The sequence below is a fragment of the Amycolatopsis keratiniphila genome (assembly GCF_000400635.2).
Classification (GTDB): Bacteria; Actinomycetota; Actinomycetes; order Mycobacteriales; family Pseudonocardiaceae; genus Amycolatopsis; species Amycolatopsis keratiniphila.
The window spans coordinates 3,283,399-3,296,953 of the sequence record NC_021252.1 but is presented as its reverse complement, the minus strand read 5'-3'; the positions used below and the strand labels follow the sequence as shown (position 1 = coordinate 3,296,953).

General features: G+C 68.8%; 14 protein-coding genes. 4 read left to right on the top strand and 10 right to left on the bottom strand.

The features are described 5' to 3' along the window. Positions 1-14 precede the first annotated feature (14 nt). From AORI_RS56070 to AORI_RS56055, 4 genes are read right to left on the bottom strand one after another with little or no spacing between them, the layout of a single operon-like run. Entirely contained in the window at positions 15-2,951 is a 2,937-nt protein-coding gene (locus tag AORI_RS56070) for a WXG100 family type VII secretion target (RefSeq protein WP_016333371.1), read from the bottom strand. Then, a complete protein-coding gene (locus tag AORI_RS56065) occupies positions 2,951-3,262 on the bottom strand; it encodes a hypothetical protein (protein ID WP_016333370.1) in 312 nt (103 codons plus the stop codon). The genes AORI_RS56070 and AORI_RS56065 overlap by 1 nt, the downstream gene beginning before the upstream one ends. Before the next feature lie 5 nt (positions 3,263-3,267). Next, entirely contained in the window at positions 3,268-3,531 is a 264-nt protein-coding gene (locus AORI_RS56060; RefSeq protein WP_016333369.1) for an acyl carrier protein, read from the bottom strand. Further along, positions 3,524-5,173, bottom strand: coding sequence for a fatty acyl-AMP ligase (locus AORI_RS56055; RefSeq protein ID WP_016333368.1), 1,650 nt, complete (start codon positions 5,171-5,173; stop codon positions 3,524-3,526). Before AORI_RS56055 ends, AORI_RS56060 begins: the two co-directional genes overlap by 8 nt. A 187-nt stretch (positions 5,174-5,360) precedes the next feature. On the opposite strand from AORI_RS56055, the gene AORI_RS56050 reads away from it, so the two are divergent. After that, positions 5,361-6,485, top strand: a complete 1,125-nt coding sequence (locus AORI_RS56050; RefSeq protein WP_016333367.1) for a S1 family peptidase — start codon at positions 5,361-5,363, stop codon at positions 6,483-6,485. Positions 6,486-6,555: 70 nt separating this feature from the next. On the opposite strand, the gene AORI_RS56045 is transcribed toward AORI_RS56050, so the two are convergent. From AORI_RS56045 to AORI_RS56030, 4 genes are all read right to left on the bottom strand, one after another. Then, positions 6,556-7,257, bottom strand: coding sequence for a hypothetical protein (locus tag AORI_RS56045; RefSeq protein WP_016333366.1), 702 nt, complete (start codon positions 7,255-7,257; stop codon positions 6,556-6,558). 22 nt (positions 7,258-7,279) lie between these two features. After that, complete coding sequence (locus AORI_RS56040) at positions 7,280-7,651, bottom strand: hypothetical protein (RefSeq protein WP_016333365.1); 372 nt, start codon at positions 7,649-7,651, stop codon at positions 7,280-7,282. A 25-nt stretch (positions 7,652-7,676) separates the two neighbouring features. Further along, positions 7,677-8,045, bottom strand: a complete 369-nt coding sequence (locus tag AORI_RS56035) for a roadblock/LC7 domain-containing protein (protein WP_016333364.1) — start codon at positions 8,043-8,045, stop codon at positions 7,677-7,679. Between the two features lie 190 nt (positions 8,046-8,235). Continuing rightward, positions 8,236-9,075, bottom strand: coding sequence for a helix-turn-helix transcriptional regulator (locus AORI_RS56030; protein WP_016333363.1), 840 nt, complete (start codon positions 9,073-9,075; stop codon positions 8,236-8,238). A 117-nt stretch (positions 9,076-9,192) separates the two neighbouring features. Between AORI_RS56030 and AORI_RS56025 the strand changes: the two genes are divergently transcribed. Then, the gene (locus AORI_RS56025; protein WP_016333362.1) at positions 9,193-10,251 is read left to right on the top strand and encodes an aldo/keto reductase; all 1,059 of its coding nucleotides are present in this window, start codon (positions 9,193-9,195) and stop codon (positions 10,249-10,251) included. A 12-nt stretch (positions 10,252-10,263) separates the two neighbouring features. Here AORI_RS56025 and AORI_RS56020 read toward each other — a convergent pair whose 3' ends face one another. Together AORI_RS56020 and AORI_RS56015 are read right to left on the bottom strand one after the other, a co-directional pair. Next, the gene (locus AORI_RS56020) at positions 10,264-10,890 is read right to left on the bottom strand and encodes a response regulator (RefSeq protein WP_016333361.1); all 627 of its coding nucleotides are present in this window, start codon (positions 10,888-10,890) and stop codon (positions 10,264-10,266) included. Further along, positions 10,887-12,056 (bottom strand): sensor histidine kinase, encoded by a 1,170-nt coding sequence (locus AORI_RS56015; RefSeq protein ID WP_016333360.1) that lies wholly within the window; start codon positions 12,054-12,056, stop codon positions 10,887-10,889. Before AORI_RS56015 ends, AORI_RS56020 begins: the two co-directional genes overlap by 4 nt. A 186-nt stretch (positions 12,057-12,242) precedes the next feature. On the opposite strand from AORI_RS56015, the gene AORI_RS56010 reads away from it, so the two are divergent. Continuing rightward, on the top strand, positions 12,243-12,794 hold the full coding sequence (locus AORI_RS56010) for a GlcG/HbpS family heme-binding protein (protein WP_016333359.1): 552 nt from the start codon (positions 12,243-12,245) through the stop codon (positions 12,792-12,794). A gap of 149 nt (positions 12,795-12,943) precedes the next feature. Continuing rightward, entirely contained in the window at positions 12,944-13,519 is a 576-nt protein-coding gene (locus tag AORI_RS56005; protein WP_016333358.1) for an ankyrin repeat domain-containing protein, read from the top strand. Positions 13,520-13,555 lie beyond the last annotated feature (36 nt).

Genomic DNA, 13,555 nt, shown 5'->3' with positions numbered 1-13,555 from the left:
TCCCCTGCCCCGGCTCACCGCTTGCGGGTGACCGACTGATCCTCATCGTCCAGCAACGAACCGGTGATCCGGCCGGTGGGTTCGTTGATCCGGTCGAACACCTCGCCCTCGATCCGGTACGCGCGGTTGGTCCGTTCCTGGTCGCCGCCCTGGCCACCCGCGCCGCCAGCACCCATGCCCATCGGGGGCATCGCGCCGCCGAACGACTGGCCCGTCGTGCCGCTCATCGGAGCGGACGGGGCGCTCGCGGCCACGTGCTGCGGCTGCTGTGTCCCGCCACCGGTGTGCACACCTTCGGTCAGCGGCTGGCCGGCCGCCGGGCTCGCGGATTCGAAGGGCATCGACGGTGCCGACGCACCTCCGCCGCCGAAACCACCGCCGCCGCCACCGGAACCGCCGATGTCGCCACCGCGGACCCCGTCGGGGACGGTCCCGCCACCACCGTGATGCGGGGTGAACGCCGGCTTGGCGTCTGGTTGCACCGTCCCGGTGACGGGAGTCGCCGGATGCGATGCCTTGTCCGTGGCCGGTTTGTCCTCGCCGAGGGTGTACGTGGTCGGCTTGCCGGTGCCGTCGTCGACGGTGACGACCGTCGGCCCGGACGGACCGTCGGGGCGCTCGGCGGTGATCTTCACATCGCCGTCCTGGATGTGGATCTTGCCGTCCGGCCCCGGACGATGGACGCCGTCCTTGTCCGGCTTCCCGTCTTCCGAACCGGGAGTGGAGCCCAGCTTGGACTCGTCGCCGTCGTCGGTCCAGTCGAGTTTGAAGTCCTTGGCGGGCCCGGAACCGTCCCCGACCTTGATCTCCATCTCGCCGTCTTTGTCCGGCTCGGTCATCTCGAAGGTCTTGTCGCCCTGCTTGACCTTGAGGGTTTCGCGTTCGCCGTCCTCTGCCTTGTCGCCGTCCTCACCGGGTTTGTCACCGGTCAGCTTGTCGCCGCCTTCACCGGGCAGCTCTTCGCCGAGCTTGTCCAAGGCGTCCGAAGCCTTCTTCTTCGCCTCGTCCGCGGACTTCTCGGCATCCTTCGAGTCGCCGTCCTTGGCATCGCCGTCGCCCATGCCGCCAGGGGCGTCACCCAGCTTGTTCAGCGCGTCGGAGGCCTGCTTCTTCGCTTCTTCAGTGGCCTTCTCGGCCGCTGCCTTGGCCTCGGCCGCCGCGTCCGTGTTGCCGCTACCGCCAGGACTACCGCCGCCCGGACCGGAACCGCCGGAACCACCGAGATCACCACCGGTCGGACCGTCGCCGAGTTTGCCCAGCGCCTCGGAAGCCTGCTTCTTCGCGTTCTCGGCGGCGGCCGCCGCCTGCTTCTTCGCTTCTTCGGCGGCGGCCTTCTGCTCGTCGCCGTTCGACGGCGGCGGGACCGAGCCCGAGGGCGACGTCTGGTCCTTCTTCTCGTCCGGTCCACCACCGGGACCGCCGCCGGGCGATCCTCCGCTCTCGGGGATGTTCACGTCCGGGACCGGCGGAGGCTTCTGCGCCGACGGGCCGGTGCCACCGCCCGGACCGGAACCACCCGATCCGGGACCGCCGCCCGTGCCACCCTCCGCACCGCCGCCCGGCCCACCACCGGTGCCGCCGGTGAAGTCCGGACCCTTGCCCGGACCACCTGGCCCGCCACCGGTCTCACCGCCGGGTCCACCGGTTCCCGAACCACCGGGGCCACCGCCGGAACCACCCTGACCACCGGTGAAGTCCGGCCCTTGGCCACCGGGTCCGCCACCAGTGCCGCCAGGCCCGCCGCCCGTGCCGCCGGGTCCGCCCGCGCCGCCGGCGCCGCCCTGGTCGCCCGCGCCTTCGAACTCGTTCTTGACCTTGCCCATCACCTTGTCGAGTTCGTCGTAGGCCTGGTCGACGAACTCCTTGGTGTCCTTGCAGGACTTGACGAAGCCCTCGTAGATGATGGTCCACATCTCGGGGATGAACTGCCGCTGGATCCACTGCTTGGCGAGGTTCTGGCCCTGCTTCTTGAACTCGTCGTCGTCGCAGCAGCCGTCGTTGTTCAACTGCTGGACCAGGTTGGAGCCGAAGTTGACGTCCATCCAGCCCGCGATCGCGCCGAGGTCCTCCTTGCCGCTCTTCTCACCGGCGGCGATGGCGACGACCTTCTGCGCCATCGGGAAGTCCGCCTTGCCGACGATCTCCTTGTAGAGATCGATGACCGTGTCGGCCTTTCCCTTGCACAGCTTGAAAACCGTCGCGCTGGTGTGCAGCGTCGCTTCGCTCGCGTTGTTCAGCGTCTGCGAGAGTTTCGTGGCCTTGGGGAGGATCTTCTCGTTGTAGTTGTCCGACGAGGCGTCCGCGGCCTTGCCGGTCCACGTCCCGTAGAGGGTGTTCAGCTGGGAACCGGTGTCGTCGATGGTCTTCTGGACGGTCTTCGAGCCGGTCCTGAAGTGGGCGGCGTCGTCGACGAAGTTCTGGAAGTTGATGCCGCGCTGCTCGTCGAACGGCTTCTTGATGTCCTTCTCGAAATCGAGCGCGCGGGTGGTGCCCCGGCAGTCTTCCGGGAGCTTCCCCAGCAGGGAGCCGAAGGTTTCGAAGACCTTGAGCGCCGGTGCGGCGGCGTCGAAGATCTCGTCCGACGTCTTGGTCCCCGCGCCCTCGGCGGTGGGTTCCTTGGTGGCGTCGAGTTTCTTGTTGCCCTCGTCGACGGCCTTCGTCTCCGCCTTCCGGTTGAAGCTGGCCTGATCGCCCGCGCCCTTCGCGCTGTTGTAGACCTTGTCGAGGTCGTCGTCGTAGGGCAGGAACGGAAGGGCGTTGTAGGAGGCCGCGTACTTCTCGGCTTCCTTGCGCTTCTGCTTGATCTCCTCCGGCTCCTGGTCCGCCGTCCACGGCGGGGGCGCCGGATGCGTCCGCATCCACGAGCCGATGAGCTTGGTCTTCTGCTCGGCGGGAACGGCCGGGTCGTCGAGGACGGCCTTGACGTCGGTCCAGGTGGTTTCGGTCGCCACTAGCGCATCCCCGTCTTGGTGATCTTGTTCTTCTGCTCGTCCTCGTTGGTGCCGTACGCGGTGCCCGCGGTGCCGAGGTTCGTGCCGAAGGAGCCGAGCGTGGTGCTGTAACCCTGGACCGAGGCCCACAACGCCGCCACCCCGTCGGTGTACTTCTTCGCGTGGTCGCCGTGCGCCTGGCCGAAACCGGCCGCGTTCACCGGAGTGCTCGACAGATCCGGATTGTCTTCGAGCAACTGCTCCGTCAGCTTTCCGATGTTCTTCGACGCCGATGAAAGCGCATCGGTCGCCGCGGTGAAGCCCCCGCTCATTCTTTTCAGCGCCTTTCGTCGGATCCGTCGGCTTTACCGCCGAGTGCCTCTTCGAGCACTTCGGCCACCGACCCGATGTCGGTGAACCGGTCCAGCTGGTCCAGATCGATCCTCACGTCGTGGTAGATCTCCAGCGCCGACAGGAGTCTTATCCGTCCCTTGGAGTCGATACCCAGCTCTTCGAGCGGCGCGTCGGACTCGATTTCGGCGGGATCAAGCCGAAAAGTCTCACTGACGACCTTCACGACCTCCGCGCGGTGATCACCCACGGGGCCGACTATAACGCGCCCTCGCCGCGCCTCGCGCCACCTTGCCACTGGAAGTGCGCGGAAGGTCACCGGAGGGAACCAGACGGACAGATCGCAACGTCAGATCATGTTCCCGTGAAACGGCGCGCAGTACCGCTCTCGTCACTTCTTTGACATGCGCGTCGGCGTTCTTTGCCCATTCGGCCACCAACATCGCTCCTTCGCCCCTTTCGTCCGAGACGCCGAATGCGGCGACGCGGTCGCGGCGGATCGCCGGATGCGCCTCACCCGCCACCGCTTCGATGTCCTGCGGGTGGAAGTTGCGGCCGTCGATGACGATGAGGTCCTTGAGCCTGCCGGTGATGTAGAGATCGCCGCGGTGGAAAACGCCGAGGTCACCCGTACGCAGCCAACCACCGACGCCGTCGAGTTCGCCACCGAACGCGGCGGCGTCACCACGGCCCCAGTATCCCGACGCGACGTTCGGCCCGTGGATCCAGATCTCCCCGACGACGTCGTCCGGCTGTGCCACGCCGTCGCCGACGATGCGGACCCGCTGGCCGAGCGGGCGCCCCACCGAGACGAGTTCCTGGCCGTCCGGCACCTCGATCGCCTGGCCCTGTGCCAGGGTTTCCCTGTCGAACACCGCGCTGCGCGGCCCTTCCGCGCCCGCGCTCGCGACGTACACAGTGGCCTCGGCCAGACCGTAGGACGGACGGTGCGCTTCGGCGCGGAATCCTCGCGGCCCGAAGGTTTCCAGGAAGCGCGCGACCGTCCGCGGCCGGACCGGCTCGGCACCGTTGAGCGCGACCCGGACGTCGGAGAGATCGAGGTCTTCCCCCGCTTCTTCGGCGGCTTCGACGGCCAGGTCGAACGCGAAATTCGGCGCCGCGGTGAACACGGCCGGGTGATCGGCGAGCTGACGCAGCCAGCGCACGGGACGATGCACGAATTCGGCGGGCGACATGAACACCGATCGCGCTCCCGCGTGGACCGGCAGGCACAGCAGCTGGATCAGGCCCATGTCATGGAAGAACGGGATCCATCCGGCGCAGGTCGTACCCTCGTCGACGGCGTAGGCCCGGCTCGCCTGCCAGCAGGCGGCGGCCACCGCCCGATGCGGGATCACGGCACCGGCGGGTTCGCGGGTCGACCCGGACGTGTACTGCAGATACGCGGGGCTTTCCGGCGCGACAGGCAGCGGATCGATCCCCGGTCCGGAAAGTTCGTCCACCACGATCAGGTGATCCGGCTCGCCGGCTTCGCGCACTTTCGCGACGACGGCCGAAGAAGTCAGCCAAACCCTTGCGCCGCAGTCCGCCAGCACGCCGGTGAGCCTGCCTCGCTGGGAAGCGCTGCCCGGCGCCATCAACGGGACGGCCACCAGACCGGCGGCGAGGGCACCGAAGAAGGCCAAGGGGTAGTTCAGGTCCTGGCCGGTGAGCACGGCGACGCGATCACCCGGGCGTGTGACCAGGCGCAGCGCGCCCGCGACCACTCGCACCCGGGCGACGAACTCCGTCCAGGTGACCGTGCTGTCCACACCGGCGCTGTGGTCCTGGTGCGTGAACAGCGGGCGCGGGTCGGCCTCACGGGCGAACAGCCGCTCGACGATCGAGGTGCGCAGCACCTGCTCCGGCACATCCTCCGGCGACGCGGTCATGTCCCGCAACGTACTGGAACCGGCGCGGGTGCGCGCGGAGGGCCCATTCGATCGACTGTCCTAAGTAGACGGCATTCGCTCTTGGGAATTGTGGACAGAAGACCGGACATTCCTCGCTCTTTCCCCGGCCACGGCCCCACACTCGGCGGGCAGTGTGTTTCTTTCCCCCGGCCTTGGAGGAGTAACCATGCGTCGAAGAATCGCCCTGGCACTCGGCGGCGCCGCCGTCCTGACCGCGAGTCTCACTTCCGCCGCCCTCGCCCCGGTCGCGCAGGCGTCCCCCAGATTGCTCGCCGCGATGCAGCGGGACCTGGGGCTCACCGCCGCGCAGGCCTCGGCCCGGCTCACCCAGGAAATGACCGCCTCGCGGGTGCTGCCCGACGCGCAGCGGGCCGCCGGCGCGGCGTTCGGCGGCGCCTGGTTCGATCCGGCGCGCGGCACACTCGTCGTCGGCGTGACCGATCCCGCGGCGGCGTCCGCCGTCCGGGCGGCGGGCGCCGAACCCACCGCGGTCGCGGTCAGCGCGGCCCGGCTCGACGCGGCCAAGGCCGAAATCGACTCGTCGGCCAAGACCCGGCCCGCCCCCGCCGCCGTCAGCGGCTGGCGCGCCGATCCGCGCAGCGGCAGCGTCGTGATCGCGCTGCGGCCGGGCGCGCACGGTTCCGACGTCGACGACTTCCTGGCCAGGGCAAGGAAGTCCGGTCCTGTCACGGTGGTCACCGCGCCCAAGGCCGAGCCGTTCGCCGCCGGCACCGTCGGCGGCGACCCGTACTACATCAACGGGAACACCCGCTGTTCGATCGGGTTCAGCGTCCACGGTGGATTCGTCAGCGCCGGCCACTGCGGCGGCACCGGCAGCTCGGTCGTCGGCTGGGACGGCTCGGCGATGGGCAGCTTCGCCGGATCTTCCTTCCCCGGCAACGATTACGCGTTCATCCGGATCGGAAACGGCTGGTGGACCGCACCGGTCGTCCTCGGCTGGGGCACCGTGAGCGACGCGCTCGTCCGGGGTTCGTGGGTCGCGCCGGTCGGCACCTCGGTGTGCCGGTCCGGCTCGACGACGCACTGGCACTGCGGCACCGTGCTGGGGCACAACGAGACGGTCAACTACTCGCAGGGCGCCGTCCACCAGATGACCCGCACCAACGTATGCGCCGAACCCGGCGACTCGGGCGGCTCCTTCATCACCGGCGACCAGGCGCAGGGAGTCACCTCCGGCGGCTGGGGCAACTGCGGTTCCGGCGGGGAGACCTGGTTCCAGCCGGTGAACGAGATCCTGCAGAACTACGGTCTGTCGCTCGTCACCGCCTGACGCGGGACGTGAAGGCCTCCTTCACTACCTTCAGGGTAGGCAAGGAGGCCTTCACGGACACGCGATCGGCCTAGCGCCAGGGCCTCGGCGGGAGTACCACCTCGACTCCCATGATCGTCGCGGCCGGCCTGCGGCGAAGCCACCGGCCCCGGTGCCTGACGCCCATCAGGTCACCGGTGAAGGCCTTGCGCTGCGCGGGTGTCACCGCATGCCAGCGCACCTTGAACACCGGCCGGACCGGTGCGATGAACGGCCGGACCGGCTCGTGGGCGCGAGCGAACGCGGCCTCGAAGTCCCGGACGGGCACGTACCCCAGTTCCAGGTCGATCAGTGGCTCCGGTCCCCCGGCCCGATGACGGCATCGCACGAGGATTCGCGCGAACTCGTCCACCGCGAGCCGCACGGCACCGGGCACCTGGTTCTGCCAGCGGCCGAGGAACGGCGCGTTGATCGCCCCCGCCGTCAGCTCGCCCGGCAGCACGATCACCGCCCGGACCGCGAATCCGGCGAACTCCACGTGCAGCCGCGTCCACCTGCCGTCGGTGTCGAGGAAGAACCGCGGCGGTGGCATCCCGGTATCGACCTGCCGGATTCGCTCTTTCACCGCGACGAACGGTTCGATGTCCACCACGCGGCGGCCATCCGGCAGGACGAACACGAATTCGAGCCGATCGCCGATGAGCTTCAACCCCGCCGGGAACAACGAGCCGAGACCGCCGATGAGCGCCGAGCCGGCGACGAGTGCGTGGTGACTGGACGCGCCTCCGGTCATCGCCGGCTTCCCCCGTTCGTCTTCAGACCTGCAGCTCCGTCTCGACGCGCTTGAGATAGTGCCGGGCCAGTGCGAGATTCGCCTGGTCTCGGTCCAGCACCAGGTACAGGAAGAGGGAGCTCCTGGCGTTCACGGAATCCAGCAGCCGGATCAGATGGTATTGGCGGTGCAACGTGATGAGGATGTCCTCGATACTGTCGTTGAGCGCCAGCGCGGACATGACCCGCATCTTCGATCTGACGACATCGGTGTTCCCCGCCGCCGCGACCTCGAGATTGAGCCAATCACCTCCCCCGCTGGTGCCGAGCGACATCCCGCTGTCGTAATCGACCAGCGCGACACCGACCGCACCGGCGATCGACATGCATTCCTTGAGCGCGTTTTCGATGTTCATCGAACTCACTTTCCTGGTTTGCCGGCTAAGCGGCCAGTATCGAGCTGATCCGATCGATGACGGGACGGCATTCGAAAAGAAGGCGGCCGACATTCAGCCGCCTGTCCCCCATGATGACCATGAGTGCCATCCGGTCGATGGCGTAAACGGCCATGTAGCCGTCACTGCTGAACACGACGGTCTGCCGGAGGGTGCCCTTGCCCGTCACTTCGGCCGCCTGGCGCGCGATCCCGAGATTCGCGGCGGCGAGCGCGGAAACCTCCGCGGGGTCGATGTCCTTCGCCGCGTCGGCGACGATCGGTATTCCGTCGACAGCGGCTATCACCGTGTCGGTCACTCCGGCGACATTTTCCCGCAGGGTCCGCAATTCGGCGATCAGTGCGTCGAAATCCACTACCCGTACTCTCTTTTTGAAAGGTTTTTCGACCGCGATGGACCGTACCACCGAAATCAGCGGTCACCTATGCGCGGGAGAGCTCTTTTACGGGCATCACGCGATCGGCTCAAACACCTTCCGTGTACACACCAGGTCATGGGTTTCTTCGTACCGTCGACACCTGCAATCGGCGCGGTACGCGAATCGCCTACTGCCGGGGGAGGGCGAACAACCGGTCCAGCGCCGAGCGGCTTTCCTCGGTCATGGCGCGGTAGATCACCAGGCGCTGGTCCTGATCCTCGAGCGGCGTGAGCACCTCGTAGTCCAGTTCGACCACACCCGCCTCGGGATGCCGCATCACCTTGCGCCCGCGGCCGTTGACCTTGACGTCACGTTTCGCCCACAGCCGCGCGAATTCCTCGTCGGCGGTGAATTCGGTGATGAGCTCGGTCAGGGCCTGATCGTCCGGATGCGCGGCCCAGGCGGCGCGCAGATGCGCGATGCCCTCCCGCACGACACGTTCGCGATCCGCGTAGAACTCGCGGATCTCGGGATGCTTGAGGCACAACCACATCGAGTTTCGCTGAGCAGGCGGCAAAGTGCCGAAATCCACCAGCAGTCTCGCCATTTCGTCGTTCCAGGCCAGGATGTCGTAGCGGTGGTTCATCAGCATGACGGGCAGCGGCGACAGATCCGCGACCAACCGGGCCAGCGGCGGAGCCGCGGTGGTGGCGAGCTTGTCGGCGTTGCGGGGACGCTGCCTGGCCAGATCGAAGAGGTAGGCGCGTTCGTCGGGAGCCAAACGCAGCGCCTTGGCCAGCGCCTCCACGACATCGGCCGAGGGCCGCAGCCCACGCGCCTGCTCCAGCCGCACGATGTAGTCGACGCTGACCGCCGCAAGCTCGGCGACCTCTTCGCGGCGCAGCCCCGGGGTCCGCCGGGACCGGCGGCGCGACGGCAGGCCGAATTCCGCCGGGTCCAGGCGTTCACGCCGGGTCCGCAGGAACGCGGCCAGCTCCTGTGTCGTGTCCACGGTGGAGGTCGTCATGCCCGGTCCAACAGCCAGGGTGGGACCCGTGTTCCCAGGAAGAGTCCTCCCTTATCCCCTGCTCGCGGCGGTCGCAGACTCGGCTTCGACAACGGAACACGAGCACAGGAGGACCCGATGTCGCTCACCCTCGACACCTATCGGCTGCTGGGCCGGTCCGGGCTGCGGGTCTCCCCGCTGGCACTGGGCGCGGCGACCTTCGGCACGGACTGGGGCTGGGGCGCCGAGCAGGACGAGGCACGCAAGCTGTTCGACCGCTACGTCGAACGCGGCGGCAACTTCATCGACACGGCCAACACCTACACGAACGGCAGCTCCGAGCGGCTGCTGGGCGAATTCACCCGCGACCGTCGCGAAAGCCTCGTGCTGGCGACGAAGTACACGACCCTGCGCCGCCCCGGCGACCCGAATTCCGGGGGCGGCCAGCGGAAGAGCCTGTTCGCGTCGGTGGAAGCCAGTCTGCGGCGACTGGGCACGGACTACATCGATCTGCTTTACCTGCACGTATGGGATTTCACGACGCCAGTCGAGGAGATTCTCCGTGGGATGGACGACCTGGTCCGGCAGGGCAAGGTCCTGTACGTCGGGATCTCCAACACTCCGGCCTGGGAGGTGTCCCGGATGCAGGCGATCGCCGACCTGCGCGGCTGGTCGCCACTGATCGCGCTGCAGATCGAGTACAACCTGATCGAGCGCACCGGGGAACGTGACCTGATCCCCATGGCCCGCGAGATGGGCTTGGGCGTGGTCCCGTGGTCGCCGCTGGCCGGCGGGGTGCTCACCGGGAAGTACAGCCGAGCCGACATGGCCACGACACCGTCCGAAGACGGCACCCGCAAGGACTTCAACCTCGCTTTGGGCACGGTCACCGAGCGCAACTTCGCCATCGTGGACGTCGTGAAGGAGGTCGCCGCCGAACTTGGCCGCACCCCCGCCCAGGTCGGGCTGGCATGGGCCCTGCGGAACCCGGGTGTGACGGCTCCTATCATCGGCGCCCGCACCACCGGGCAGCTGGAGGACAACCTCGGCGCTCTGGAAGTCGAGCCAACTGCGTCGCATTTGGCTCGCCTCGACGCGGCCTCCGCGATCGAACTCGGCTTCCCGCACGAGATTCTCGCCAGGGAATCGATCCTCGCGCTGACCCGCGGCGACATGACGATCGAACCACGCCGCTGACCCTCGTCGCGGTCAGTTGCGGATGATCCTCCGTTCCGTGGCGACGGCCACCGCACCGGCACGGCTGTCGACGCCGAGTTTGTCGTAGATGTGGACGAGGTGTGTCTTCACCGTGGCTTCGGAGATGAACAGGCGTGCGGCGATCTGCCGGTTGATCAACCCTTCCGCCACCAACTGCACGATCTCGGTCTCACGAGGGCTCAACGCGGGTGCCGGGGCCCGCATGTGCCCGAAGAGCCGGGCCGCGACCTGCGGCGCCAGCGCGGTCTCTCCACGCGCGGCCGCGTGAATGCCCTTGAAGAGGTCTTCGGGCGGCCCCGCCTTGAGCAGGTAGCCGGTGGCGCCGGCCGCCACCGCCCTGGTGATGTCCAGTTCGGCGTCGTAGGTGGTGAGCACCAGCACCTTCGGCGGATCCGGCAGGGCGGTCAGGCGTTCGGTGGCGCTCACGCCGTCCGGGCCATCGCCGAGCTGCAGGTCCATCAGCACGACGTCCGGCTTCCGGGCGGACGCGAACCGCACGGCCTCCTCGGCGCTCGCGCACTCGCCGATCACCTCGAAGCCGGGCTCGCCGGCCAGCAACGCGGCGATACCCGCCCGCACCACCGGATGGTCGTCGACGATCAGCACCTGGACGGTCATCGAACCTCCCTGATGGGCACCGCGACGGCGAGCGCGGTGCCCTCTCCCGGCGCGCTCTCGACGACCATCTCACCACCGAGTTCGGCGACCCGCTCACCGATCATCCGCAACCCGTTCCCCCGCAAGCCGCTCGCGCGGGTCGAATCCGGGGCGAAGCCGACTCCGTCGTCCCGGATGTCGAGGACGACCTTGTCGGCCAGATAGGTCAGCGTGACGGCGGCCTTCGTCGCCCTGGCGTGCTCGCTGACGTTCGCCAACGCGCTCTGCGCGACCCGGAGCAGACATGCCTCCACCTCGGATTCCAGGGGATACGGATCTCCGCTGATCTCGAAGCGCACCGGATGCGTGACGGCGAACCCGACCTGCTCGGCGAGTGCCCGCAGGGTCTCGTCGAGGTCGGTGCTCTCCAGCCGCGGCGATCCGAGGCCTTTGACGAACCGGCGCGCTTCGTCGAGGTTGTCCCCCGCCGCTTCGACGGCACGGGACACGTGGGCCTTGGCCAGTTCCGGATCGGTTTCCCACGACCGCTGCGCCGCTTGCAGCAGGATCCGCAAACTCGAAAGCCCCTGCGCGAGGACGTCGTGGATCTCTCGCGCCAGTCGCTCCCGTTCCTCCACCATCCCGGCCACTCGCTGGCTCTCGGCGAGGTCGATCCTGGTGCGCAGGAGCTCCCCGACGGTCTGACCCAGTTCGAGCCGGTCCCGGTCGAGTTGCAGGAACGTCATCGTGGCCATCAGCGCGACCGCGATGGGCGCGAGCACGATGCTCGGGTCGAATCCGTCCGCGATCCTCAGCTGGGCGAGGATGGTCGCGACGGTGAGGACCACGACCACCGCGATCATCATCCGCGGGCGCAGCATCTGCAGGCAGACGAAGAACAAGGGCACGGCGCACCAGGCGAAACTCGGCGCGGCCACCACCAGGGCCAGCCAGACCGCGATCACCGCCGTCAGCCACAACGGACGCCACCGGTCGAGCGCCTCCCAGCTCAGCACACCCGCCACGTAGACCAGCGCGAGCGCGCCGGTGAGCACGAGGATCAGCGGGGTGGCACCGCTCAATCCGTGCCCCGCGACGAACCGTGCCACGGAGGCGGCGAGCAGCAGGAAGAACCCGGCGTGCATCGCGGCGTTCAGCCCGGTGGTCTCGCCCAGATGCGGTTTCATTCCGGCCCTCCCTTCCTCGCCGATGATCGTATGCGGGGAGGCGGGGTGCTCCGCATCAATCGTTCGGTTGATGCCCGCACCGACCGCTTGGCGCCCGATGGATATCCGCTCGCCCGATTCGCCCCGGCCCGCCGGACGGGAAAGTCGAGGGAGAACGGAACACCCCCTCACCGCAAAGGAAATCCGATGAACGCCAAGCTCCCCCGCACTCGTCTCGTCCTGGGTATGACGGCCGGCCTCGCGACCGTCGCGCTGGCCACCGGTGTGGGCGCGGCGCAGGCACAGCAGGACCGCAAGCCGCAGCAGCCCGCCGCCGCGCAGGCCGTCTTGCAGACCAGCGTGCTCGGCGTCGACGCCGCCACCCGTGCCGCGCAGGCCGCGCTGGACGCCGCCGAGAAGGAGGGTCAGCGGGTCACCGTCGCCGTGATCGACCGGTCGGGAGACGTCCGCGTCCTGCTCAAGGGCGATGGCGCCGGGCCGCAGACCGAAGAGTCCGCCAAGCGGAAGGCCTTCACCGCGGTCTCCTTCGGACAGCCGACCTCCGCGCTGGCCAAGAACGCCCAGGGCGACGGTCCGACCATCCGCGACATCCCGGGCACGCTCTTCCTCGGCGGTGGTGTGCCGGTCGCCGCGAACGGCGGCCCGATCGCCGGGATCGGCGTCGGCGGCGCGCCCAGCGGCGACCTCGACGAGAAGTTCGCCGCGGCCGGGCTGCGCGCCATCGGGGAACTTCGCTGATGATCGGTGGGCGGGCGATCGTGGCTCTGCTCGCCGCCCTTGTGCTCGGTGCCTGCTCCCCGCAGGCACCGAGCGCACCACCCCCGACGGCACCGAGCACCCCGACCACGCCACCCGCTTCGTCCCAGCCGCCCCGACAAGGAGTCGCCGTGAGCCAACTCTTCGAAGCCGACCCGAACCGGGTCCGCCAGGCCGTCGAAGCCGGCGCCGACCTGGAGACCCGTGACGATCGCGGCCGGACCCCGCTGCTCGTCGCCGTCACCGAAGACCGGCTCGAAGTGGCCGAGATCCTCGTCAAGGCGGGCGCCGACCCGAACGCGCTCGACGGGCGGCACGACACACCGTGGCTGGTCACCGGGGTCACCGGCAGTGTCCCGATGGCGAAGCTGCTGCTCCAGGCCAAGCCGGACCTGACCATCACCAACCGGTACGGCGGTGTCTCGCTGATCCCCGCCTCCGAACGCGGGCACGCCGAGTACGTGCGGCTGGTGGCCGGCAGCGGGATCGACGTCGACCACGTGAACGACCTCGGCTGGACCGCGCTGCTGGAGGCGGTCGTCCTCGGCGACGGCGGGCCGCGCCACCAGGAAGTGGTCCGCGCCCTCGTCGCCGCGGGCGCCGACGTGAACCTCGCCGACAAGCAGGGCGTCACTCCCCTCGCTCACGCCCGGAGCAAGGGACAGACGGCCGTCGCCCGGATCCTCGGCGAAGCCGGGGCGCACTGACTCCGGAGCGCAAGGCCGACGCCATGAGCGGGCCGG